General features: G+C 54.7%; 25 protein-coding genes. 15 read left to right on the forward strand and 10 right to left on the reverse strand.

Features of this window, described 5'->3' with window-relative positions:
* Positions 1-158: 158 nt before the first annotated feature.
* Positions 159-632: an acid resistance repetitive basic protein Asr gene (asr, locus tag OC597_RS24975; protein ID WP_262210970.1), complete on the forward strand. Its 474-nt coding sequence runs from the start codon at positions 159-161 to the stop codon at positions 630-632.
* 183 nt (positions 633-815) lie between these two features.
* On the opposite strand, the gene OC597_RS24980 is transcribed toward asr, so the two are convergent.
* Both OC597_RS24980 and OC597_RS24985 read right to left on the reverse strand, forming a co-directional pair.
* Positions 816-1,196, reverse strand: coding sequence for a DUF4440 domain-containing protein (locus OC597_RS24980; RefSeq protein ID WP_262210972.1), 381 nt, complete (start codon positions 1,194-1,196; stop codon positions 816-818).
* Positions 1,193-2,578 carry an MFS transporter gene (locus OC597_RS24985; protein WP_262211003.1) on the reverse strand — a complete coding sequence of 462 codons (1,386 nt, stop codon included), beginning with the start codon at positions 2,576-2,578 and terminating at the stop codon, positions 1,193-1,195. The genes OC597_RS24980 and OC597_RS24985 overlap by 4 nt, the downstream gene beginning before the upstream one ends.
* 106 nt (positions 2,579-2,684) lie before the next feature.
* On the opposite strand from OC597_RS24985, the gene OC597_RS24990 reads away from it, so the two are divergent.
* The gene (locus tag OC597_RS24990; protein ID WP_262211005.1) at positions 2,685-3,581 is read left to right on the forward strand and encodes a LysR family transcriptional regulator; all 897 of its coding nucleotides are present in this window, start codon (positions 2,685-2,687) and stop codon (positions 3,579-3,581) included.
* Here OC597_RS24990 and OC597_RS24995 read toward each other — a convergent pair.
* On the reverse strand, positions 3,541-4,581 hold the full coding sequence (locus tag OC597_RS24995) for an alpha/beta hydrolase family protein (RefSeq protein ID WP_262211006.1): 1,041 nt from the start codon (positions 4,579-4,581) through the stop codon (positions 3,541-3,543). The genes OC597_RS24990 and OC597_RS24995 overlap by 41 nt on opposite strands.
* A 128-nt stretch (positions 4,582-4,709) precedes the next feature.
* Here OC597_RS24995 and OC597_RS25000 point away from each other — a divergent pair, with 128 nt between their 5' ends.
* The 3 genes from OC597_RS25000 (at position 4,710) to OC597_RS25010 (ending at position 7,449) form a co-directional block, all read left to right on the forward strand.
* Complete coding sequence (locus tag OC597_RS25000; protein ID WP_315902349.1) at positions 4,710-5,723, forward strand: helix-turn-helix domain-containing protein; 1,014 nt, start codon at positions 4,710-4,712, stop codon at positions 5,721-5,723.
* A 94-nt stretch (positions 5,724-5,817) separates the two neighbouring features.
* Positions 5,818-7,008, forward strand: coding sequence for an MFS transporter (locus tag OC597_RS25005; protein ID WP_261463763.1), 1,191 nt, complete (start codon positions 5,818-5,820; stop codon positions 7,006-7,008).
* 102 nt (positions 7,009-7,110) lie between these two features.
* Positions 7,111-7,449: a DUF2002 family protein gene (locus OC597_RS25010; protein ID WP_261258860.1), complete on the forward strand. Its 339-nt coding sequence runs from the start codon at positions 7,111-7,113 to the stop codon at positions 7,447-7,449.
* A 29-nt stretch (positions 7,450-7,478) separates the two neighbouring features.
* Here OC597_RS25010 and OC597_RS25015 read toward each other — a convergent pair whose 3' ends face one another.
* Complete coding sequence (locus OC597_RS25015; RefSeq protein ID WP_085118398.1) at positions 7,479-7,925, reverse strand: DUF1198 family protein; 447 nt, start codon at positions 7,923-7,925, stop codon at positions 7,479-7,481.
* Positions 7,926-7,991: 66 nt separating this feature from the next.
* The gene (locus OC597_RS25020; RefSeq protein WP_085118397.1) at positions 7,992-8,330 is read right to left on the reverse strand and encodes an MbeD/MobD family mobilization/exclusion family protein; all 339 of its coding nucleotides are present in this window, start codon (positions 8,328-8,330) and stop codon (positions 7,992-7,994) included.
* 172 nt (positions 8,331-8,502) lie between these two features.
* Between OC597_RS25020 and smrA the strand changes: the two genes are divergently transcribed.
* The gene (gene smrA / locus OC597_RS25025) at positions 8,503-9,075 is read left to right on the forward strand and encodes a DNA endonuclease SmrA (RefSeq protein WP_261425813.1); all 573 of its coding nucleotides are present in this window, start codon (positions 8,503-8,505) and stop codon (positions 9,073-9,075) included.
* On the opposite strand, the gene OC597_RS25030 is transcribed toward smrA, so the two are convergent.
* Positions 9,072-9,995, reverse strand: coding sequence for a LysR family transcriptional regulator (locus OC597_RS25030; protein ID WP_262211011.1), 924 nt, complete (start codon positions 9,993-9,995; stop codon positions 9,072-9,074). The genes smrA and OC597_RS25030 overlap by 4 nt on opposite strands.
* Before the next feature lie 136 nt (positions 9,996-10,131).
* Here OC597_RS25030 and OC597_RS25035 point away from each other — a divergent pair, with 136 nt between their 5' ends.
* Genes OC597_RS25035 through maiA form a run of 4 tightly spaced genes read left to right on the forward strand, consistent with a single transcriptional unit; the run spans position 10,132 to position 13,926 of the window.
* Positions 10,132-11,472: an MFS transporter gene (locus tag OC597_RS25035; protein WP_262211013.1), complete on the forward strand. Its 1,341-nt coding sequence runs from the start codon at positions 10,132-10,134 to the stop codon at positions 11,470-11,472.
* 27 nt (positions 11,473-11,499) lie between these two features.
* Positions 11,500-12,537 (forward strand): gentisate 1,2-dioxygenase, encoded by a 1,038-nt coding sequence (gene gtdA, locus OC597_RS25040; protein ID WP_261258866.1) that lies wholly within the window; start codon positions 11,500-11,502, stop codon positions 12,535-12,537.
* A gap of 32 nt (positions 12,538-12,569) precedes the next feature.
* On the forward strand, positions 12,570-13,271 hold the full coding sequence (locus OC597_RS25045; RefSeq protein ID WP_261258867.1) for a fumarylacetoacetate hydrolase family protein: 702 nt from the start codon (positions 12,570-12,572) through the stop codon (positions 13,269-13,271).
* Between the two features lie 10 nt (positions 13,272-13,281).
* The gene (gene maiA, locus OC597_RS25050) at positions 13,282-13,926 is read left to right on the forward strand and encodes a maleylacetoacetate isomerase (protein WP_262211016.1); all 645 of its coding nucleotides are present in this window, start codon (positions 13,282-13,284) and stop codon (positions 13,924-13,926) included.
* 110 nt (positions 13,927-14,036) lie between these two features.
* Here maiA and OC597_RS25055 read toward each other — a convergent pair whose 3' ends face one another.
* On the reverse strand, positions 14,037-14,450 hold the full coding sequence (locus tag OC597_RS25055) for a DoxX family protein (protein WP_261258870.1): 414 nt from the start codon (positions 14,448-14,450) through the stop codon (positions 14,037-14,039).
* Between the two features lie 357 nt (positions 14,451-14,807).
* Between OC597_RS25055 and OC597_RS25060 the strand changes: the two genes are divergently transcribed.
* The gene (locus OC597_RS25060) at positions 14,808-15,086 is read left to right on the forward strand and encodes a GNAT family N-acetyltransferase (protein ID WP_261258872.1); all 279 of its coding nucleotides are present in this window, start codon (positions 14,808-14,810) and stop codon (positions 15,084-15,086) included.
* 81 nt (positions 15,087-15,167) lie between these two features.
* Here the strand turns inward: OC597_RS25060 and OC597_RS25065 are convergent, their stop codons facing one another.
* Both OC597_RS25065 and OC597_RS25070 read right to left on the reverse strand, forming a co-directional pair.
* On the reverse strand, positions 15,168-15,902 hold the full coding sequence (locus OC597_RS25065; RefSeq protein WP_262211019.1) for a class I SAM-dependent methyltransferase: 735 nt from the start codon (positions 15,900-15,902) through the stop codon (positions 15,168-15,170).
* 120 nt (positions 15,903-16,022) lie between these two features.
* Positions 16,023-16,886 (reverse strand): aldo/keto reductase family oxidoreductase, encoded by an 864-nt coding sequence (locus OC597_RS25070; protein ID WP_262211021.1) that lies wholly within the window; start codon positions 16,884-16,886, stop codon positions 16,023-16,025.
* A 110-nt stretch (positions 16,887-16,996) separates the two neighbouring features.
* On the opposite strand from OC597_RS25070, the gene OC597_RS25075 reads away from it, so the two are divergent.
* Positions 16,997-17,905, forward strand: coding sequence for a LysR family transcriptional regulator (locus OC597_RS25075; protein WP_262211023.1), 909 nt, complete (start codon positions 16,997-16,999; stop codon positions 17,903-17,905).
* A 12-nt stretch (positions 17,906-17,917) separates the two neighbouring features.
* Here OC597_RS25075 and OC597_RS25080 read toward each other — a convergent pair whose 3' ends face one another.
* Positions 17,918-18,853, reverse strand: a complete 936-nt coding sequence (locus OC597_RS25080; protein ID WP_262211025.1) for a LysR family transcriptional regulator — start codon at positions 18,851-18,853, stop codon at positions 17,918-17,920.
* Positions 18,854-18,990: 137 nt separating this feature from the next.
* Between OC597_RS25080 and OC597_RS25085 the strand changes: the two genes are divergently transcribed.
* Genes OC597_RS25085 through OC597_RS25095 form a run of 3 tightly spaced genes read left to right on the forward strand, consistent with a single transcriptional unit; the run spans position 18,991 to position 21,178 of the window.
* Complete coding sequence (locus OC597_RS25085) at positions 18,991-19,644, forward strand: DUF3313 domain-containing protein (protein ID WP_262211027.1); 654 nt, start codon at positions 18,991-18,993, stop codon at positions 19,642-19,644.
* A gap of 40 nt (positions 19,645-19,684) precedes the next feature.
* Positions 19,685-20,032: a DUF3302 domain-containing protein gene (locus tag OC597_RS25090; protein WP_262211029.1), complete on the forward strand. Its 348-nt coding sequence runs from the start codon at positions 19,685-19,687 to the stop codon at positions 20,030-20,032.
* 9 nt (positions 20,033-20,041) lie between these two features.
* Entirely contained in the window at positions 20,042-21,178 is a 1,137-nt protein-coding gene (locus OC597_RS25095) for an HlyD family secretion protein (protein WP_262211030.1), read from the forward strand.
* Positions 21,179-21,812 lie beyond the last annotated feature (634 nt).

Raw genomic sequence — 21,812 nt, forward strand, 5'->3', positions numbered from 1 at the left:
TCAGTCTCCAGCATAGACTTGTGTACGCAGTTCACAAGCGCTGTACATTTGGTTACTCGGCGAAACCAATCACTCACGGAAGCGGCTCATCGATTCCTCTAGTATCTGCTTCAACGGCCCAACGGGGCTTACTGAAAAAACACTCTGAGGAATTAAAGATGAAAAAAGTATTAGCCCTGATCGTTGCTGCTACCATGGGTCTGTCTTCTGTTGCTTTCGCTGCTGATGCTGTAGCTCCGGCGGCTGCTGCTCCGGCTGCAACCACTACCGCTGCACCAGTCGCTGCTGCTGAGAAGGCTCCTGCTAAAGCCACTCATCATAAGAAGACGCACCACAAGGCAACCAAAAAAGCGCCAGCACAGAAAGCTCAGGCCGCTAAAAAGCACCACAAAGCGACCAAGAAAGCCCCAGCCCAGAAAGCTCAGGCTGCTAAAACTCACCACAAAGTGAGCAAAAAAGCCCCAGCCCAGAAAGCTCAGGCTGCTAAAACTCACCACAAAGTAAGCAAAAAAGCGCCAGCTCAAAAAGCCCAGGCTGCTAAAAAACACCACAAAAAAGCACCAGTGCAGAAAGCTCAGGCCGCTAAAAAACACCACAAAGCCACCAAAAAAGCAGCTCCAGCCGCTAAATAAGTGAAGTCTGCGGGTACCGCAGCATCCAGACGCTATGTAAACACCCGGTTTTGCCGGGTGTTTTCTTTTGAGGGCTAGCTCATGATGATCAATCGTTATTTATTCGAAGTGATTTTCAGCGCCGTTACCCTGTGTGGGCTGATTGTCGCCTGGGAGCTGTTCCTGGCAGACGGTTTTCTCTGATTACTGTGCCAGCGTGGTTTCATGCAGGTGCCGCCAGCCCAGCCCGGTTTGGGTTTGCTCGAACACCACGGTGGAGTTGCGTAGCGTTACCGTCTGTCCAGGCAACATTTGCTTTTCACGATAGCTAACCACCGCGCCCGTTGGCCATTCGGCCACTAACGTCATCTCTTCTATAGTGATTTCCAGCCCTGGTTTAGCGGCGCGATGCGCGTGGAAAAAGGCACTCAGTGCGGCGAAATCCAGTCGGCTGCCGTTCAGCGCGATCATGCTGAAGGCCGGATCAAAACGCGCCAGCAGCGTTGTTTCCTCCCCCATTCCTTTTTCCAGCCAGTTTTCAATGGCGACGTGAGCGTCGATCACTTCGGTAAAATATCGGTTCATGGAGCTTCCTGTTGAGTGTTGAGACGGTGCACGATGGCACGGTTAGCGATACGCAGGCACAGCAACAGCGGCACTAGCGTGCTGGCGGCGGCCAGGTAAAAACAGATTTTGTAGGCGGCAGCGGGCGAAAAATGCTCAAGCAGCAGATTTAACAGCAGGCTGACCAGGGCGACACCCAGGCAAAAGCTGAGCTGGCGATTGATATTCCACAGTGCACTGGCATCCGCCAATTGTTCATCGGCAATCTGCAGGAAAGCGCTGCTCTGTGCGGTGCTGCTGCACAGGCTACCGCCAAAGCCCATCAGGGCGAAGGCCGTCAACTGCAATCCGTGGTCCCCGGCGTGAGCAATCTGCGACAGCGTCAGAATACCCAGCCCCTGCAGCAGACAACCGACGATAAACAGCGGCCGCGGGCCAAGGCGATTGAATTTCTTGCCGGTCAGGGTGATGGCCAGAAATGAGGCCAGCGACCAGGGCAGCATCAGGCTGCCGACCTGTGCGGCGCGCATGCCCAATTGGTTTTGCAAATACAGCATGGCCACCAGACTGACGCCGATAAACAGGCCGGGAATACACTGATAAATCATCATCGAGGTGCGCAGCAGCGGATCTTGCATCAGCCGCAGGTTCAGCAGCGGTTGGGCGATGCGCAGGCTGCGCCGCAGGTAATAAGCCAACATCAGCACCCCGGCGGCTAACAGCAAAGCGCCCTGTAGCAGGCCATCGGCATCACCCAGCCGGGTCAGGCCCAGCAGGATCAGCGTCAGAGCGGTGCAGGCGCTGAGCAGCCCGTTAACGTCGAGCGGCTTGCGTTGTAGCTCGGCTGCTGCCTGAGGGCGCAACCACAGCGCGGCGAGCAACAGTGCCAGCGCCGCCAGCGGCAGGTTGGCGAAGAACACCCAACGCCAGTCAAGGCTGTCAACAATCAGCCCGCCCAGCGCCGGTGACAGCGCGGGTGCCAGCAGGCCAACCAGCATAATGGCGGCGGAAAGCCCGGCGCGTTCGTGGCTGCGATACAGTTGATAGGTTAGCGTTTGACCGATCGGGATCAGCAAACCGCCCCCCATACCTTGTAGCACTCGCCAACCAATCAACTCGCCGATTGAGTCGGCATAGCCCGCTGCCGTCGTTGCCAGCATAAACAGTGTCAGCGACAGCAAAAACACTCGCCGTCCGCCGATGCGCTGTGCCAGCCAGGCGCTGAGCGGGATCACCAGCGTCAGGCCGAGAATATAACCGTTGCTGACCCAGGCCAGTTCACCGACCGAAGCCTGCAACGCATGACCGATCGACGGGTAAGCGACGTTGGCGATAAACATGTTGATCAGATCGACAAAAAATCCGAGCAGATAGACGATTGCGACTTTGATGCGATAGGGCATGGGGCCTCCGGTTGAAGGCCCGCAGTGTAGCGGGTGGGAAACTGCGGATAAATCAGCTGCGAACGATTACACTGTCAAAATAATTTTGACAATAAGGCGTGACACTGTGCTTAACCTGCAGCGTTTGGCGATATTTGTGGCGGTGGTGGATGCCGGCAGCTTCACTGCTGCGGCGGTGGCGTTGGGGCAAACCAAGGCGGTGGTCAGTTTCAATGTCAAACAGCTGGAAAGCGAGTTGGGGGTGTCGTTGCTGGTGCGCACTACCCGGCGGTTGGCGCTGACCGATGCCGGTGAACGCTTCTATCAGCGCTGTCTGCGGCTGTTGCAGGATGCGGAAAACGTGCTGGATGACGTGCGCCGCGATCACCACGGTCTGAGCGGCGTATTGCGTATCACCACTACGCCGGAATACGGTGCACAGGTGGTGGTACCGGCGCTGGCGGCATTTTCCCGGTTGCATCCGCGCTTGCGTATTCAGCATGTTTCTTCTTCTTATCATGCCGATTTAATTTCGGAACGCTTCGACGTGGCGATCCGACTGGGGCAACTGGCGGATTCCAGCCACCACGCGGCGCGGCTCGACAGCTTTGCCATCCTGCCTGTCGCCTCACCGGCGTATCTGACCCGCCATCCGGTTGGCTCGCTGGCGCAACTGGCGCAGGCGCAGTGGATCGCCCACAGCCGCCTCAGTTCACCGTTGAGCTGGCAGGTAATTACCCCGGAACGGCAGGCGGTGCTGTTTAAGGTTGAAGACGCCGCCACATTAATGGGCGACAGTGCCTCCGCGCTGCTGGCGTTTGCCCTGCACGGTGCCGGGGTGGCATTACTGCCCGAATGGCTGGTGCGGCCCGCCATTGCCGAAGGCAAGCTGTGCCCGCTGCTGGCAGACCATCAATTTCCGGCACAAAGCATTTATGCGCTGTACCCCAATACCCGCCATGTGCCGGAGAAGGTGCGGGCGTTTATTGATTTCCTGCGGGCGCGGGTAGCCACGGGTGGATAAACGTCATTATTGCTGTCAATGTTTTCTGGTGAACCCATTCACGCTGTGTATTGGAGGAAGCGCATAACACCTCTGCATCTTCTTCCTCTGCAGCCAGAATTTGACGTCCATTCGGCTGACAAAGTGGAATAAAATCGAAATGGTTACCGTCCGACAGCCGTAGTGCATCAATCGGTTGCTGTCCTGCGTCTTTGGCCAGTGCGGCACCGCCAAGACCGGGGGTCTGGCTGTCTGGTTCGAAACCTTGAGGTTCGATAACCAATAAAGGGGCGTTGAGCCGATGCAGGCTGACAGGCAGCAAATAAGGCACCATGCCGGGATCGAGGGCGACGGCAAAGCGGATGCGCGGGTCGGTATAATCGGCATCAAATTGTCGGGCGGAGAGCGCGCCTAAATCAACCTTGGCCCGGGTATAAAACTGGCAGTTGGGTGACTGTGGAGCTTGTTGGCAGCCGCGGATGAAATCGGCCAACCGGACTCGCCCACCGATGGCGGCAATGGCACTGTAACCGCCCTTGGAGTGGCCGATAACGCCAATCACCTGGCGATTAACGACTTTATTCCACTGGGGATCGGCGGTGATGGCGCTGATCAGGCCGGAAATATCCTCTGTCTGTAACCACAGTTTGGCGGAGAGCGCCGGAACAGAGTTGCCGGTGGTGCTGCCTGGGTGGTTGGCCGCCACGACAATCATTCCCTGTTGGACTAACGCCGCCGCCAGCCAGGCCTGACTGCTGTTATTGCCGCCGCTGCCGTGGCTGATCACGATCAGCGGAAAGTGTCCGTTCGCCACTGGCGCATCTGGCCGGCTGCTGATGCCGGTAAAGACCCTATTTGCACCGGTGAGCCTTTGCCCATCCATCTCGGCGGTGGGGTAGTAAATTCGGCTGTTCAACGAACGTGAACCGGCCTGAAAGACTTGATCGCGGGTGGCAACCTGATAAGGGGTGGCGCTGGCAACGCCGCACAGCAGTACCCACAACAACAACGCTCTGTTCATTTTCACTCCTCAAATGTTGACCTCTGGAGGGTGGCATAGGGGGCGTTATCCGGCGACCTCGATCGCGATCCGGGTCGTTAAAGGTTTGTTTTAACAGTACACTGCCGTTTCTGTATGAACACAACAAGATGCCGACGATGCCGCTTATCCCCCTCACTTTTCTGTTTGGTTTGCTGTGCCTGGGGCTGCTGTATCGCCTGGGGCGACCCCGGCCGCAGCGCTGGGTCTTCCAGTTATTGCTGTTGCTGTGCGCCTGGCAAAGCCTGCTGGTGGGGATCCGCTATGGCTATGGCGTGGCGCAGTTTAATGGACTGCAACCCTTCGGTGCGGTGGCGATCCCCACGCTGACTTATCTGGCCTTTCTGGTCAGCACCCAGGGCAGGCTGCGGCGACGTGAACTCGGGCACCTGATGCCACTATGCCTGACGCTGCTGGCGAGCTTGTTCGCGCCTTTTTGGCTGGATATTCTGATTGTTAGCGCTTATTTGGGTTACGGCGCGGCACTGCTGTACGCGCTGCGGCACGGTGAGAACGCCTTACAGCAGGTGGCGTTGGCGGAAAGCTGGCTCAGTTACCGGTTGTGGCGCGGTCTGGGTATTCTGTTGATAACCATAGCGTTTGCCGAACTGGTGATTGCACTCGATTTTTCACTGTTCGATGGTCGACACGCCGGTGTGCTGGCGACCATTGTTAACCTGCTGGTGGCCTTGAGCCTTTACCTGGTGTTGTCCCGCAGCCGCCCTTCGGACAGTCCGGTAGAGCCGTTGCCGGAGAAGACGGAAGAGGTTGCCGAAGATGAAGATCAACTGGCCGAGTGGTTTGAGCGGGTGCAGCAGCGGCTGCGGCAGGACGACCTCTATCTGGAGCCCGAACTGAATCTGGCGCGCCTGGCGCGTAAGGTCGGTTTGCCGACGCGGCGGGTTTCACAGGCGATCAACCGCCATACGGGCATGAATGTGTCGCAATATGTGAATCAACTGCGCATTCGCCAGGCGGCACAGTGGCTGCTGGACGGTGAGGATCCGGTGACCGATATCATGCAAAAGGCCGGATTCACCACTAAATCGAACTTTAACCGTGAGTTTCTGCGCATTCAGGGCATTAGCCCGAGCGAATGGCGCAGGCAGCAAAAGTTGGGTTAAATAATAATTGGTTATAACTCGCAGATTTATGATCGAACCCCGACCGGGTATGCTGAGTGCTGTTGCCTACCCGGTTTAATGCGAGCCACCTTCGATGACCGCCGTCAGTTCTAAAGAAAACAACTTTCAGCTTAACCAACGGATCCTGTCCGTGGTGATGTTTACCTTTGTCTGTTACCTGACTATCGGTTTGCCGTTGGCGGTATTACCGGGGTTTGTGCATAACGATTTGGGGTACAACTCGGTGCTGGCCGGTTTGATCATCAGCGCCCAGTATTTCGCCACCTTATTCAGCCGGCCGCATGCCGGGCGCTATGCCGATCAGTTTGGGCCGAAAAAGGTGGTGCTGTTCGGGCTGGCCTGTTGCGGGGTGAGTGGCCTGTTTTACGCCATGGCCTTTTGGTTCGTCGGTATACCGCTGTTGAGCCTGATTTTGCTGTGTATTGGCCGGGTATTTCTTGGCGTCGGCGAAAGCTTTGCCAGCACCGGTTCCACGCTGTGGGGCATTGGTCTGGTGGGGCCGCTGCATACCGCCCGGGTGATTTCGTGGAACGGGGTGGCGACTTACGGTGCCATGGCGGCCGGAGCGCCGCTTGGCGTTTACCTTAACCAGCAATGGGGGCTGGCCGGGGTGGCGGCGCTGATCGTGCTGGCTGTCGCGGTTTCGCTGTGGCTGGCGAGTGCCAAGCCCAATGTTTCGATCACTGCCGGTAATCGCCTCGCCTTTAGCGCGGTCTTCGGCCGCATCTGGACCTACGGCCTCGGCCTGGCGATGGGCACCGTGGGCTTTGGCGTGATCGCCACATTTATCACCCTCTACTATGCTGATAAGGGCTGGAGCGGGGCGGCATTCTCACTGACGCTGTTCAGCGTTGCCTTTGTCGGTATCCGTTTGATCTTCAGCCATACTATTAATCGCTACGGTGGCTTAAAGGTCACGCTGGTGTCGTTCCTGATCGAGATTGTTGGATTGCTGCTGATATGGCAGGCCAGCGATCCGTTGATGGTGCAGGCGGGCGCGCTGTTGGCCGGTGCCGGTTTCTCGTTGGTGTTCCCGGCACTGGGTGTGGAGGCGGTGAAACAGGTGCCGCAGCAAAATCAGGGTACTGCGCTGGGCACCTACTCGGCGTTTCTCGATCTGGCGCTGGGCATCACCGGGCCGTTGGCCGGGTTGCTGATGAGCCACATGGGCGTGCCGTCGATCTATCTGGCGGCAGCGCTGATGGTGTTTTTGGGCGTGCTGTTGACGCTGCGGTTACTGGTGCAAAACCGGCAAAACCCATAATTAAGGATTATTCCTAAACCCACATCCATACCGAAAAATTTATTGTTTCATCTCATGATTACGGTAAGGTCGCTCAGCGGTCCAGAACGAGAGGAGAAATCGATGTATTTACGGCCGGATGAAGTGGCTAGAGTGTTGGAGAATACTGGCTTTGAGCGTGATTATGTCACCGACCAGTCTTATGGTTACCGCAAGGGTGAGCACTACGTATATGTGAATCGTGAAGCGCGGATGGGCAGAACCGCGTTGGTGATCCACCCGGCACTGAAAGAGAAAAGCGTGCATTTTGCCACGCCGACCTCGCCGATACGCATCAGCAATCAGTACCTTGAGTTTCCCCTGGATTTAAGCAGCGATGCCCCGAGTGCGCGTTACGGCATTCCACACGGCTTCAGTTCGCGTGATGCGCTTTCGCGCTATATCTACAGCATGTTCCAGTAATGCCTCCCCCGCCTGCGGGGGACACATTGTTACCAATTCGCGATCGCTTCCTGATTAAAACGCTCATTGTAAGCGCGGCGAAACTGCGCCAGTTCGAAAGCGTCAATATCCAGATCGGCAAAGTAAAACAGCGCGGCCTCAGTGTGTTCGGCATGCAGCTCCGGCGACAGCCCGGCGCGCAGCAGCGTTTCGCGCCACAGGGCGATTTGCTGGTCATCCGCCTGCTTGATAAAGGTCAGATAGATAAACAGCAAATAGGCTGCCTGGTGCATCTCTTCGGTGTAACCGTTGTTCAGCACGCGGATAAAGGTCTGGCTGTTGCGACTGCCCATCTCCTGAATCATGGATTCAATCAGCATCGGTTTTACTTTCAGCAGGTGAGCCAGAGAGTCGATGGCTTTGCGGGTATCGGAAGTCAGAATGCGGTAGCCAATAATAAATACAACGATCAGGGCAGCAATGATGATCCAGGTCATTTATGATTTATTACACTCTCAGAACGCCAGTATTTGGCAGGAGGCGCTGCATGACAGCGCCCGGTGTCAACGCTGTTCGCCGCTGAAGTTGTCGGCTGCCCGCTGTTGATTGCGCAGGTGGTGGTTGAAGGTGGCGGCATCTTTGGCCAGCGCGTCCAGGTGAGCACCCAGCATTTTGATTTGCTTCACTAACGCGTGCTGTTCCGGCACTGAACTGGCGGTGCTCAGTTTGCGCACCAACTGTTCATTCTGCATACGCAATGCGACTTCGCGCTGTTTAGCCTCTTCCAGCAACTGCTGCAGTGCCTGATAGCTGTGCTGCCATTCACGGTGCTGCTTTTCGAAGCTGGCCTGCAGCTCACTCATGGCATTTTGAAACTGGGTTTCCAGCTCGCGCATTTTCATGGGAACGATCCTTTGCGGCACTCAATAATGGTTTTGCAGTATAACGAAAACTGCACAGAACCTCACCCGTTGACGACGATTGCGGAAAATTCCCGGCTTGCAACCGGGGCAAGGCGTCTTACAATCAGGGTCATTCCCGGCATTAAAGGCCCAGTCTAGGAGTGGCAAAGCGATGAGCAACCAGGACAAAGACTTTTTTGAACAGGCGATGGCGGACGTCATCCCGTTATCCAGCGCCCCCGAGACCCTGTACCTCAAGCCGCAAGAGACGGTGGATAAAAGCGCACGCCGTGAGGCCGAGGCGCTGCGGCAGGAAAACTTTCTCAGCACCGGTTTTCTTGAACTGATCCCTTGCGAAGTCCCGCTGGAATACAAAGGCGAGGGCATTCAGCAGGGCGTTCTGGACAAGCTAAGTCATGGCCGCTATCCGTCGCAGGCCAGTCTGAACCTGCTGAAACAGTCGGTAGAGGCCTGTCGACAAGCGCTGTTCCGTTTTATTCTGCAGGCGGAAAAGCAAAACTTGCGCTCGCTGTTGATTGTCCACGGCCGAGGTCGCGAGGATGAAAGTCATGCCAACATCATCCGCAGCTATCTCGCCAAATGGTTGGCGCAGTTTGAACAGGTACAGGCCTTTTGCCGGGCGTTGCCGCGTGACGGCGGAGAAGGCGCCTGCTACGTCACGCTGCGTAAATCGGCGCAGGCCAAAGCCGATAACTTCGAACGCCACGCCAAGCGCAGTCGTTAGAGTGGCTTCCCGATGGAACTCTCGTTCAGGTGGGTGAGAAAGCGCTGTAACACGATGGAAGGAATATCATTTTTTCGCCAGAAGACGCCTACGCTGCCTTTCTGCTCGATACGTGGCAGCGGCAGAATGCGTAATTGTCCCTGCGCCGCATAACGTTCCGCCAACCGCCATGACAGAATCGAAATCATATCGCTGCCCTGCACCATGCCAAGTGTCACGTTCATTGACGCCGATTCGATATGGTCGGCGGGCATCATCACCCCCTGTTCGACCAATGCGTTGTCGATGCTGACGCGGATCGGTGTGCCGGTCGGCCAGACGATCCAACGGTAAGCTACTAACTCTTCCCAGCCGATGCCAGCGCGTGCTGCCAATGGGTGCCCGGTACGGGCGACAAAGCATACTGGCTCGGTGTACAGCACCCGGTAATTGAGCGGCAGCTGTAGCGCATGGCCGCCAATGCGGCCAACGACGACGTCAATTTTCCCTGACAGCAGGTTTTGCAGCAGGGGCGTCATCACATTCTCGATGATTTGCAGGTGGGCGCTGGGGTAATCCTCTATCAGCGGCAGGATCGCTTGGGTGACACAGTCGGTTGCAACCGGAGAGCACCCGATCAACAGGCTACCTTGGCTGCCTTGTTTAAAGCGTGCGATGTCCTCACGAGAACGATCGAGATCGTTAAGAATGCGACGTGCATGCTCGAGCAGCAATTTCCCGCCTTCCGATGGCCTCAGCCCTTTGCTGTGGCGTTCAAACAGCGTCAGACCGACCTCTCCCTCTAACGCCGACAGCCATTTCGACACGGCGGGTTGAGTGATGTTCATCATTTTTGCCACCTGGGTCAGGTTGCCCTGTTCGCCTAAGCACATTAACAAGCGTAGATGATGTATTTTCAGGCGCTGTGTCCAATCTGCCATTTGCCATAACCTCCAGGTTATCTCACGGGTCAAAATGCCATTATCTTTTCACATTGCTCTCGCACATAGTATTAACAAATTAGTAACGTGCATCACAAAAACAATAAAAGACCCTACACCCAAGAGGCAATCAGCCATGAAGCATTCCCGTCGGATTAATATCCAGGATGTTATAGATGCGGCGCCAGTCTCGGCCTTCCAATGGCGCGTTCTGGCATGCTGTTTTCTGGTAGTGACAGTGGATGGTTTTGACACTGCCGCCATCGGTTTTATCGCCCCGGCTATTCGTCAAGAGTGGCAGTTGGATGCGGCGCACCTGGCTCCACTGTTTGGCGCTGGGCTACTCGGCCTGGCGCTGGGCGCACTGATGTTCGGCCCGCTGGCAGACCGCTGGGGACGCAAGACTGTCATGTTGCTGTGCGTCGGTTTTTTCGGCTTGACCAGCCTGCTTTCTGCCATGGCGCCAGATATGAATACCCTGACGTTATTGCGTTTTTTGACGGGGTTGGGGTTGGGCGGGGCGATGCCCAATACCATTACGCTGACCTCCGAGTTTCTGCCTAAACGCCGCCGTGCAGGCTTGGTAACGCTGATGTTCTGCGGCTTTACGCTGGGATCTGCACTCGGCGGCCTGGTGAGTGCGCAACTGGTGCCGCACATCGGTTGGCAAGGGATTTTGGCCATTGGTGGCATTGCGCCATTGCTGTTGCTGGTTGCGCTGGCTTTTGTTTTGCCGGAGTCACCGCGTTATCGGGTATTGCGTAAACGCCAGCCGCAAAAGGTCGCGGCGTTATTGCAGAGGATAGACGGAGAAAATTACGACAACGCGTGGTTTTATCTTCCGGAACAACCGGCGACCACCGGTTCTGTGATGGCGCTATTCCAGCGTGGTGTCTTACCGGTAACGTTGCTGCTGTGGTGTGTGTTCTTTATGAGCCTGATGATTGTTTATTTGCTGTCGAGTTGGTTGCCGACCTTACTGAATAACAGTGGCATTGATCTGCAACATGCCTCATGGGTGACGGCGATGTTCCAGGTGGGTGGCACACTCGGCGCTATTGTTGTCGGTCAGTTGATGGATCGACACAATCCTTATCGGGTGCTGATGATCAGTTATGGGGTGGGCGCGTTGTTTATCCTGTTGATCGGCTTTTCGGAAGGGTCGCTGTGGAGCATGGCGTTTATGGTGCTGGGCACCGGCATCGGCATCAGTGGTTCACAGGTCGGGCTAAACGCGCTGTCGGCCATGCTGTATCCGACGGGTTGCCGGGCTACCGGAGTCAGCTGGGCAAATGCGATAGGTCGCTGTGGAGCGATACTAGGTTCACTCAGCGGCGCGGTGATGTTGTCTTTCAACCTGTCTTTTCCCACCATTTTTATGCTTATCGCCATACCGGCGCTGATTGCCGTATTGGCTCTGGGCCTGTTGTTTGCACAGGTTCGCGGCGGGCAACAGCCTGTACCGGTACGCGGATGAACGCTTAACGCTGACAAGGAGAATGTTATGTCCGAATTAACACCGTCATTACAGCAACAAAGAGCGAGTTTCTATCAAGAAATCAATGCAATGGGCCTATCCCCGTTGTGGGAATCGCTGCACAGTTTAGTGCCGCATTCGCCGAACCCTGCGTGCGTTGCTGCATTGTGGAAGTATGCGCAGCTTCGGCCATTGCTACTGCATAGCGGTGAGCTGATAGGTGCTCAAGAGGCGATACGGCGGGTGCTGGTGTTGGAGAATCCGGCTCTACGCGGCAAAGCCTCAATAACGCCGTCGCTGTACGCTGGCTTGCAATTGATCATGCCGGGCGAGGTGGCACCGAGCCACCGACATACTCAGTCGGCGCTGCGTTTTATCGTGGAAGGAGAAGGCGCGTTTACCGCCGTTGATGGTGAGCGCACAGCTATGCGACCCGGCGATTTTATCCTGACGCCGAACTGGCGCTGGCACGATCACGGTAACCCGGGCGAGGAGCCAGTGGTGTGGATGGATGGGCTGGATCTGCCGTTAGTGAACCTCTTGGGTTGTAGTTTTGCCGAGGATCATCCACAGCAACAGCAGCCGGTGACTCGGCCGGAGAGCGACTATCTGCCACGCTATGCCGCCAATATGCTGCCGGTGCGTCATCAGGTGGGCAATGCCTCGCCGATTTTCAATTACCGCTACGATCGCAGCCGTGAGGCGCTGGAGCAATTACTCCGCAACGGCCCGTTGGACGCGTGCGAAGGTATCAAGTTGTGCTATGTCAACCCGACAACTGGCGGAGCGCCGATGGCCACTATCGCCGCTTTCCTGCAACTGCTGCCCAAGGGGTTCAGCAGCGAAAAAATACGTAGTACCGACAGCACGATCTACCATGTGGTGGAGGGGGAAGGCAGCGTCGTCATCGGCGATGAGCATTTTACCTATGCCGCCAAAGATATTTTTGTTGTGCCGTCCTGGCAGCCACTGAGTTTTGTCAGCCACAGCGAGACCGTGCTGTTCAGCTTTTCTGACCGGCCGGTGCAACAAGCGCTGAGCTTATGGCGCGAAGCGCGCGGCTGATTTGTCACAAGACTATTTAAAGGAGAGCAACCATGAGCCAGTATCTATTTACCCCGCCAGCAGTGACCGCCGTTCCGATCGTAGGCAGCGACCGATTGTTCCCGGTACATCGGGTGTATTGCGTTGGGCGCAATTACGCTGCCCATGCGCGGGAAATGGGTTTCGATCCCGATCGTGAGCCGCCGTTTTTCTTCTGTAAACCGGCGGATGCAGTGGTACCGGTGGCTGCGGGTGAAAGTCTGACATTGGCTTACCCATCGCAAACCGATAATTACCATTACGAAATTGAGCTGGTGGTGGCGATAGGCAAACGCGGCAGTGATATCCCGATCGAAAAAGCGCTGGATTATGTCTACGGTTATGCTACCGGGTTGGATATGACACGCCGCGATCGTCAGATGGAAATGCGCAAAATGGGGCGGCCGTGGGAAATCGGTAAGGCATTTGATCTTTCTGCGCCGATCGCGCCGATCCACACCGCGGCTGAAATGCACGATATCGATCGGGCGGCGATCTGGTTGACGGTCAACGGTGTGGAGCAGCAGCGCAGTAGCATTGGCAGCCTTATCTGGTCGGTGGCGGAAACCATCAGTTATCTCTCCGGCTTTTTCGAACTGCAACCGGGGGACCTGATTTATACCGGTACGCCGGAGGGGGTTGGGCCGGTGGTTCGCGGTGACCGTATTGATGGCGCCGTCGAAGGATTGACCCCGTTGCAGGTCAACATTGCCTGAGAGGTAACAGATGAGGCTTTACAGCTTTTTTAATAGCTCTGCATCTTATCGGGTACGTATTGCGCTGGCGCTGAAAGGAGTGGATTACCAGAGCGAAGGCGTCAACATTCGCGCCGGAGAACAGTCGACTGCAGGTTATTTGGCGATGAACCCTATCGGTCTGGTACCGGCACTGGTTAACGATCGGGGGCAGGCGGTGGGACAGTCTCTGGCGATTATCGATTATCTCGATCGCCGTTATCCGCAGGTGCCACTACTGCCGCAGGATGAGGTGAATCGCGCCAGAGCATTGGAGATTGCTTATGCTATCGCCTGTGATATCCACCCGATAAACAATATGCGGGTATTGCGCTATTTGAGTGACGAATTGGGTATTTCTGCGGTACAGAAACAGGCCTGGTACGCCCATTGGGTGACTGAGGGGATGATGGCGGTGGAAGCACTGTTGGTACGGGGGGACTCCGGAGATTTTTGCATTGGCAATGCGCCGACGTTGGCGGATTGCTGTCTGATCCCGCAGTGGGCCAATGCATTGCGTATGGGCTGTGATCTGACTGCCTACCCACGCTGTGCGCGGGTCTATCAGGCTTGCAGCACGCTGCCGGCGTTTATCGCCGCCGCACCGGAACAACAGCGGGATGCGATATTGGCCTGAATGACGGTGTTAAGATTTAAGCGGATACTGTGTTTTAGTCGTCTATTGATGACCGAGGCGTGCCGAAAGAGCAGCCGGTGGCGTTGCCACCGGCTGCTGGCTGAAGTGAACTATTTATTAAAGAATTTATAATCCAGAGAATAACGCCCGGCACCGGTGACCGCCAACAGCAGCAGCCCGCCGATAATGCTGATATTTTTAAAGAAGTTTATTTCATTGCCCATCATTTCCATACCGGTCATTTTCCAGAATGGGTGACCGATAAAGGCGGTGCCGAGAACATAAACGGCAAAAATAACCGCGATAGGGCGGGTAAATAACCCGAGAATAAGTGCGATACCAAAAAAGAATTCCACCACCACGGCAATGATCGCCGCTAAATAGGGCATTGGCGTACCATAACCCTCCATTGAGGTCACGCTGGCACCAAAGTTGGTCAACTTCATCCAGCCAAAAATGATAAACAAGATCATCAACAATATTCGGGATAGCAGAATTACGCCGTCTTTTGAGCCGTCACCCATTTTGAACTCCTCAGCCACTGTCACAATTATGTTGTAGTACTGATTAAATAGTAGACTAATATCAGGTTTGTTCTAGACCCGTCATCTTTCAAGCTGCAGCGTTGTTACCTGCTTACAAGGCCCATCCATGGTCCTTGCCCTTTCAGGGCCGCTGCAAGCAGCGTTCAAATCTGTTCCCGACAGATTTGTCGCTCACCCCAGTTACTTACTCAAGTAAGCGCCTGGGGATGAGCGAGTTGGGCACCTGGCTGTGCTGTACAGGGATGTACAAATGCCGCGAGCGCATGGACGCGCTAGAGCGGCCAGCTTGAAAGCTATAGGGTATAAATTTATGTATTTTTAAAATGGGATAAATGTATGGATCTTAAAATTCTGTCAGACGAGAAACGTTTCTATATAAACGATCAGCAGGGAAAAATGATCGCCGAGATATCCTTTGTGCCGAGTGGGGACAAATTAACCATTATCGATCACACCTGGGTGGATGAGGTGTTGAAAGGTCAGGGCGTCGGCAAAAAGCTGGTGGCGCTGGTGGTGGCAAAAATGCGGGCGGAAAATCGCAAGATTATCCCACTGTGTCCGTTCGCCAAACACGAATTCGACACCACGCCGGAATATCAGGATATCCGTGCCTGAAGGTTGGGTAACAGGATACTTTGGGGGGAGGTAACCTCCCCAATATTGGATGTATTAAGAATTTACTGTGACGAGGAATAACTACGCGGGTTTATGGGCGGCGAGAATAAAGATCATCGGGCGTTCTTGTTCTTCGTCGAGCGCCGGATTTTCTGCGATTTGTTGCGCCGAAGGGCCCCATTCATTCAGATAGGTGACGACGAACCCTTGCTGCACCAGCAGATTCAGGTAGCTGCCGAGCATACGGTGCTGCTTGATCACTCCTTCCGCCAGCCAGTTTGAAATCCGTTGACCTTCCTGCTGATAACCATTGACCGGCCAGGATTTTTGCCCGTTTGCGTCTACCAGCCAGCCTTGGTGTTTTGGCGCGGTATAGATCGGATGTTCGGCGGTAAAGATAAACTGCCCACCCGGCACCAGCGCCTGATAAACCGTGGCGAACAGCCGCGCCAGATCTTCGATGTAGTGCAGCGTCAGCGAACTGTAGGCCAGATCAAAAGTGGCCGTCGGCAGTTGAAGCTGTTCCAGATCCTGCTGGTGATATTCGATACCGGCGTCTTGTGTCAGCGTGCGGGCTTTGTTGAGCATTTTCTCTGACAGATCCAGACCGAGAACCCTGGCAGCGCCCTGTTCACGCGCGCTGCGACAGAACCAGCCATAGCCACAGCCCAAATCGACCACCTGTTTGCCATGTAAATCCGGCAGGATGCTGCGGATGGTCGGCCACTCCGGCGCGCCATCCAGCCCATTCACCGAGCGGCTGAGTTGTGCATAGCCGTCGAAGAAGACCTGATTGTCATAAATATTTTGCGTCATAACGACTCCTGTTTGAGTTAAACCGCTGCCGTATATTTAGGCAGCGTCGTCATGTTATCCGCACATCCCGCTGATTTCCATGTTAAATAAGGTAGGCATGATCGGGCGGTCAGCTTGCTGTCAGACAATAGCGTCCAGCGCTTGGACAATATCTTCTGTCCAGGGCAAGTCAGGGACCGCGAGATTTTCCCGCAGGTGAGCCACGGAGGAAGTCCCCGGTATCAGTAAAATATTGGGGGAGCGGTGATACAACCAGGCCAGGGCAGTTTGTAACGGTGTGGCCCCGAGGCGTTGAGCGATGTCGGATAAGGCCGACGACTGGATTGGACTAAAGCCGCCGAGTGGGAAAAATGGCACGTAGGCAATACCTTCACGCGCCAGGCTGTCAATCAGGGCGTCATCGCTGCGGTTGATCAGGTTGTAGTGATTTTGTACGCAGACAATACGGCAAATACTGCGCGCCTGAGCGACTTGCGTCGGGGTGACATTACTCAGGCCAATGTGCCTCACCAGACCCTGTTGCTGTAACTCGGCTAATGCGGTTAAAGGGGCTTCGATAGAGCCTTCTGCCGGACCATGGGCACTGAACATAATCCTCAGGTTAACCACATCCAGCGTCTCAAGACCAAGATTGCGCAGGTTGTCATGCACTGCACTGGTCAACTCTTCGGCAGAAAATGCCGGTAACCATGAGGCATCGGTTCCCCGTCGCGCACCGATTTTGGTAACCAGAGTCAGGTCGTCCGGGTAAGGCGCCAGCGCGGCTTTAATCAGTTGGTTAGTGACGTGCGGGCCGTAGAAGTCACTGGTGTCGATATGGTTAACGCCAGAGGCTACCGCTTCGCGCAGTACCGCCAGCGCCGCATCAGTATCCTTCGGTGGCCCAAACACGCCAGGGCCGGCCAGTTGCATGGCACCGTAGCCAAGTCGCTTGACGTTTCGATCGCCGAGGTTGAAGGTGTTGTGTTGATCGCGATTGAACATAACCAGTCTCCTAGAGGGTAAGCGGGGCTACCGCGTCTATTTATAATAAGCGTTGCCGCTGACGATGATAAGTAGCGGGGCAGTGGACGGGTTGTACGGGGAAACGGACAATGAACACTGATTTAGATGATTTGCATGCCTTTCTCGCCGTGGCGCGTACGGGGGGATTCCGTGAAGGTGCCAGAACCCTGGGGCGCAGCGCCTCCGGCGTTAGCGATGCGGTGCGTCGCCTGGAGAAACAGCTCGGTGTCAGGCTGTTTAACCGCACCACACGCAGCGTCACGGCCACCGCCGCCGGTTATGGCCTGCTGGAAAGGCTGGGGCCGGCACTGGCTGAAGTACAGGGGGCGCTCGATGTGGTCAATGGTTTTCGCGATAAGCCCGCCGGTTCGTTGAAGCTGAATGTGCCGACCAGCGTGGCGCGGCTGGTGTTGCCGGCGCTGATCCCGGCATTTCTCGCTGCCTATCCGGAGATCAAGCTGGAGGTGCAAACGGACGAAAGCTTTGTCGATGTGCTGGCCGCGGGCTGCGACGCCGGTATCCGTTATGAAGAACGGCTGGAAAAGGACATGATCGCGGTGCCTATCGGCCCGAGAATACAGCGCTTTGCCGCTGCGGCCGCGCCGGACTACCTAGATCGCTGTGGGCGGCCTGAACATCCGCAGGATTTGTTCACCCATGCTTGCCTGCAGGGGCGTTTTCCCAGTGGTAAAACCTATCCCTGGGAGTTTGAAAGACAGGGGGATAAACGGGTTATTCACCCGGATGGCCCGCTGACGGTGCAGGCGGGGGGCGCTACCGATCTGGCCATAGAGGCTGCCGTGGCTGGCGTGGGGATTATCTATTTATTTGAAGACTGGTTAAGACCCTATTTGACCTGGGGCGAGTTGGAGCCGGTGCTCGAAGCCTGGTGGCCGCAGTTTTCAGGGCCCTATCTCTATTATTCCGACCGACGATTCATACCCGCACCGTTGCGGGCATTTATCGATTTTATCAAACAGGCGCAGGAGAACGGCTGACCGGCGGTGGGGCTAGATCAAGCGGTACTCATGTATTTTGATGGTGTTCATGATGCTGTCCATCATCACCTGTACCCGGTGGGGGAGCACGCCACGTTGACGGTAAATGAGGTAAGCCTGCATATCGATGCAGCGCTCGCGCTCAATGCAAGGCAGCAGTGAACCTGACTCCAGTGCGGAAGCCACCGAGTAATAGGGGGCATAGACAATGCCCAGCCCTTGTTTGGCCAGCTCGATCGCCGGCAGGATATTGTCACAGATACTGGAGCCGTTGACCGCCACATCGACCAACTGGCCCTGCGAGTTGTAAAAGCTCCAGGTATTGCGGCTGCCGCCCAACACTCGCAGGGTAATACAACGATGTTGCACCAGCTCAGTCGGCTCGATAAGCGGTGAGCGGGCAATATAATCCGGCGATGCGAATAAGCCAACGCGGAAACGGGTCAACGGCCGGGCTATCAGGCTTTCATTCTGCGGCTGGAAGAGGCTAATCAGCAGGTCGCAGTCGCTATCAAAAACCGCACCGTATTTTTTCTCGCGTTCATCCGGGTTGCGGGTGACTAAATCGACGATCAGTTCGGGGGATCCACGCAGCAGGGGCGGCAGCAGATAACGGGTCAGGAAGGAGTGAATACCGATCGGCGCACCCAGGGTCACCATGCCGTTCAGGCTTTTTTTATAGGTGCCGGACATATCGAGCAGGTCGTTATGCTCATCCAAAAGCTGAGCGGCACGGCGTAAAAATTGCTCGCCGAACTCGGTCAAAGACAGCGTTCGCGGGCTGCGTAAAAAGATCTCCAGGCCAAGCCGTCGCTCAAGCGCTGTCAGGGTGCGTGACACATTGGACTGCGGCATATCCAACAACTGCGCTGCTTTGCTGACGCTGGCGGTTTCTGCAACGGTGCGAACGATCCTGAGTTCATCAATCCTGAAGTCTTTTGATTTCACAGTGCGTACCAAACTGAGTTTGTATATCAAAAATGATATACATTTTTGCCGGTATTGTCATATGACTTATCACTGACCGGCGGGTATTCTTTTGGTCAATTATTTGCTATGCATTAAAGTTGACATGGAAGATTATAATGAAAATAACCTGCGCGATCATTTTGCCATTGACGTTAACGCTGACTGCCTGCTCATCGTCGGTCACTGAAAAAGAGAAATATTCGACGTTTTTGCCTAATTATAATGATATTACCAAGAGCCAATCTGCTTCTGGTAAGGACGTATTATATTGGAAAGACACTAATGTTGATTTCTCGAAGTATAAATATTTGGTTTACCAGCCAATGATCTATTTCCCAAGACCAAAGCCCAGTGAGATGGTGAGCCAGCAGGCGCTGGATAATATTTTGAGCTACACCAATCGCCAGTTCAAGCAAGCGATGGCCTCTCATTTCATCCTGGAGGATGTGCCGTGTGAAAACACGTTGATTTTCCGTGGTGCTATCACTGCTATCGATACGCAGAAGAGGGGTTTGCAGGTGTATGAAGTGTTGCCGATCACGCTGTTGGTGGCTGCAACGCAAAGCGTCACCGGCCACCGCACCATGGAAAGCGCCGTTTATATGGAAGGGGAGTTTATCGATGCCTCAACCAACCAGCCGGTGATCAAAGTGGTGAGGAAAGCCTCCGGAGAGAATCTGAATAATGAAAAGTCACAGTTAAAAGTGACTGACGTTAAAAATGCCATCGATACCATCGCCAAAGATATTAAAGAATATAAAACCACATAAATATCGCTAAATAATTTAGCCTTACCAACCAGGATACTGCATGTTTCTAGATTACTTCGCTTTAGGGGTATTGATCGCCGTATTTTTAATTTTATTTTACGGTGTGATCATTATCCACGATATTCCTTATCTGCTGGCCAAGAAACGGCAGCATCCTCATCAGGATGCCATTCATGTGGCGGGCTGGGTCAGTCTGTTTACTCTGCATGCCATTTGGCCACTGCTGTGGATTTGGGCGACATTATATCGACCGGAACGGGGTTGGGGGATGGCCGACAAGCCTGAGCAACCTGAAGTGCTGCAGGCACGAATTAATCAGCTCGAAAGTGAGTTGCAGCGTATGCAGCTGCAGGTTACCGAACAAAGCTTGTCGTCCAATAAAGGTTAAGCAAACAGTATGGATCTCTTAATTATCCTCAGCTACGTCGCGCTGAGTTACGGCGTATTCAAACTGTTCCGTATCCCGGTCAATAAATGGACGGTACCGACGGCGGTGCTCGGCGGTATTTTTATTGTTGGCGCCTTAATCCTGGGCATGAACTACAACCATCCTTATACCTACCGGGCGCAGAAGATCGCCATTTCAGTGCCGATCGTCCCGCAAGTCTCGGGCGTGATTGTTGAGGTTACGGATAAAACCAATGTGCTGTTGCACAAAGGGGACCTGTTGTTTCGCCTTGACGATACCCGTTACCGCGCTCGCTTAAGCAAGCTGCAGGCGGAACTTGCCGGTGCAGAAGCGGATGTGCGGGCGCGCCAGGCTACATTAAATGAATCTGCCGCGAATGTTCAGCGGGTAAATGCCGAGTATGAACGGGCCCGCAAGGATTATCAGCGCTATGCCAAAGGCGCGACCATGGCGGTCAATCCTTTTTCCGAGCAAGACATCAGCCATGCGCAGCAACAGTTCCAGGCACAATCTGCCGCGTTGCAGGCTGCCAGGGCACAGCATCAGCAGGCAAAGGAACAACTTTCGGGTCGCTATAACGGCGAAGATGCTCATATTGCCGGCCTGAAATCACAGATTGCCGAAGCGACTTATAACCTGGAGCAAACCACCGTTCGTGCGCCGAGCGACGGTTATGTCACTCAAGTGCTGGCCAGACCGGGCACCACGGCGGTGCGCCTGCCGTTCAAGCCGGTGATGATTTTTATTCCGCAGCAAAAACGGCAGGTGGTGGCGGTATTCCGTCAAAACTCGATCCTGCGTTTAACCCAGGGTGATAAGGCCGAGGTGGTATTTAACGGCTTGCCGGGCAAAATCTATGGCGGTTCGGTAACGCGGGTGCTGCCCGTGGTGCCCGACGGCAGCTATCAGGCCAGTGGCGTATTGCAGGGATTAAATGCCGGCGCCCAGCAGGAAGGGGTTTATGTGATGATCGATCTGGACCCTACTGCGGATCTCGACAAACTGCCCGACGGGGTAACTGCACAGGCCGCGGTATATACCGAGCACTTTGAGCATCTTTCCATTATGCGCAAAGTCCTGCTGCGGATGACCAGCTGGATGCACTATCTCTATTTGGATCACTAGCCGTTAGCTGTTTACAGACACAAAAAAGCCCGCAACGTGAATTGCGGGCTTTTTCGTTATTGTCACCGGATCTATCTGGTATCACCGGTGACCTATTTGGGCTGGGGGAATCTGAATAAATTTATTAGTTTGTTGTAATCATTGATAAAAATTGAGTTCAGACTTGTAGGATATACCTAAACGTATACCAATGCAGGAAAGTGACACCAATTTAGAGGTTGATTTTAGAATCCGGCATCAGCAGTTAACGGCTTTGCCCATGCTCGTTTGATGAGCTGAATGTCAGGTTTGAAGCACGGAATGTGGCGGATGCTTACCCGGGCACAACGAATTGCTCAAATCGTGCCGTGAAGTAGTTAGCGAAGCAGGTTCATCACCATTGCCGACTGTTTTTAGTTCCGGCAGCGTCCACATTATGAACAAGCCTCTGCCCGTTTCCCAAATTGTTCTGAAAAAAAAGATTTATGTAAAAACTATGCACACTGTTCACATTGTGATTTATTCCTTTAATATCAAATTATTAACGCAAGTTCACTCATCACTCGACTGTGCACTAGTGTGCACCCATTGATTAAATGGGACATTCTTGTCGATGGCAGCACTATCTTCCAGCCTCGCCGTAGTTATGCCGGGC

The sequence above is a fragment of the Serratia proteamaculans genome (assembly GCF_946227095.1).
Taxonomy (GTDB): Bacteria; Pseudomonadota; Gammaproteobacteria; order Enterobacterales; family Enterobacteriaceae; genus Serratia; species Serratia proteamaculans_E.

Coding starts and splice junctions, on each gene's coding strand:
- OC597_RS25010 (WP_261258860.1), top strand. CDS start 7,111: ATGTATTTACGGCCGGATGAAGTGGCTAGAGTGTTGGAGAATACTGGC.
- OC597_RS25090 (WP_262211029.1), top strand. CDS start 19,685: ATGTTTCTAGATTACTTCGCTTTAGGGGTATTGATCGCCGTATTTTTA.
- OC597_RS24995 (WP_262211006.1), bottom strand. CDS start 4,581: ATGAACAGAGCGTTGTTGTTGTGGGTACTGCTGTGCGGCGTTGCCAGC.
- OC597_RS25005 (WP_261463763.1), top strand. CDS start 5,818: ATGACCGCCGTCAGTTCTAAAGAAAACAACTTTCAGCTTAACCAACGG.
- OC597_RS25055 (WP_261258870.1), bottom strand. CDS start 14,450: ATGGGTGACGGCTCAAAAGACGGCGTAATTCTGCTATCCCGAATATTG.
- smrA (WP_261425813.1), top strand. CDS start 8,503: ATGAGCAACCAGGACAAAGACTTTTTTGAACAGGCGATGGCGGACGTC.
- maiA (WP_262211016.1), top strand. CDS start 13,282: ATGAGGCTTTACAGCTTTTTTAATAGCTCTGCATCTTATCGGGTACGT.
- OC597_RS25070 (WP_262211021.1), bottom strand. CDS start 16,886: ATGTTCAATCGCGATCAACACAACACCTTCAACCTCGGCGATCGAAAC.
- OC597_RS25000 (WP_315902349.1), top strand. CDS start 4,710: ATGCCGACGATGCCGCTTATCCCCCTCACTTTTCTGTTTGGTTTGCTG.
- OC597_RS25035 (WP_262211013.1), top strand. CDS start 10,132: ATGAAGCATTCCCGTCGGATTAATATCCAGGATGTTATAGATGCGGCG.
- OC597_RS25065 (WP_262211019.1), bottom strand. CDS start 15,902: ATGACGCAAAATATTTATGACAATCAGGTCTTCTTCGACGGCTATGCA.
- OC597_RS25020 (WP_085118397.1), bottom strand. CDS start 8,330: ATGAAAATGCGCGAGCTGGAAACCCAGTTTCAAAATGCCATGAGTGAG.
- OC597_RS25060 (WP_261258872.1), top strand. CDS start 14,808: ATGGATCTTAAAATTCTGTCAGACGAGAAACGTTTCTATATAAACGAT.
- OC597_RS25075 (WP_262211023.1), top strand. CDS start 16,997: ATGAACACTGATTTAGATGATTTGCATGCCTTTCTCGCCGTGGCGCGT.
- OC597_RS25030 (WP_262211011.1), bottom strand. CDS start 9,995: ATGGCAGATTGGACACAGCGCCTGAAAATACATCATCTACGCTTGTTA.
- gtdA (WP_261258866.1), top strand. CDS start 11,500: ATGTCCGAATTAACACCGTCATTACAGCAACAAAGAGCGAGTTTCTAT.
- OC597_RS25095 (WP_262211030.1), top strand. CDS start 20,042: ATGGATCTCTTAATTATCCTCAGCTACGTCGCGCTGAGTTACGGCGTA.
- OC597_RS25085 (WP_262211027.1), top strand. CDS start 18,991: ATGAAAATAACCTGCGCGATCATTTTGCCATTGACGTTAACGCTGACT.
- OC597_RS24980 (WP_262210972.1), bottom strand. CDS start 1,196: ATGAACCGATATTTTACCGAAGTGATCGACGCTCACGTCGCCATTGAA.
- asr (WP_262210970.1), top strand. CDS start 159: ATGAAAAAAGTATTAGCCCTGATCGTTGCTGCTACCATGGGTCTGTCT.
- OC597_RS25045 (WP_261258867.1), top strand. CDS start 12,570: ATGAGCCAGTATCTATTTACCCCGCCAGCAGTGACCGCCGTTCCGATC.
- OC597_RS25015 (WP_085118398.1), bottom strand. CDS start 7,925: ATGACCTGGATCATCATTGCTGCCCTGATCGTTGTATTTATTATTGGC.
- OC597_RS24985 (WP_262211003.1), bottom strand. CDS start 2,578: ATGCCCTATCGCATCAAAGTCGCAATCGTCTATCTGCTCGGATTTTTT.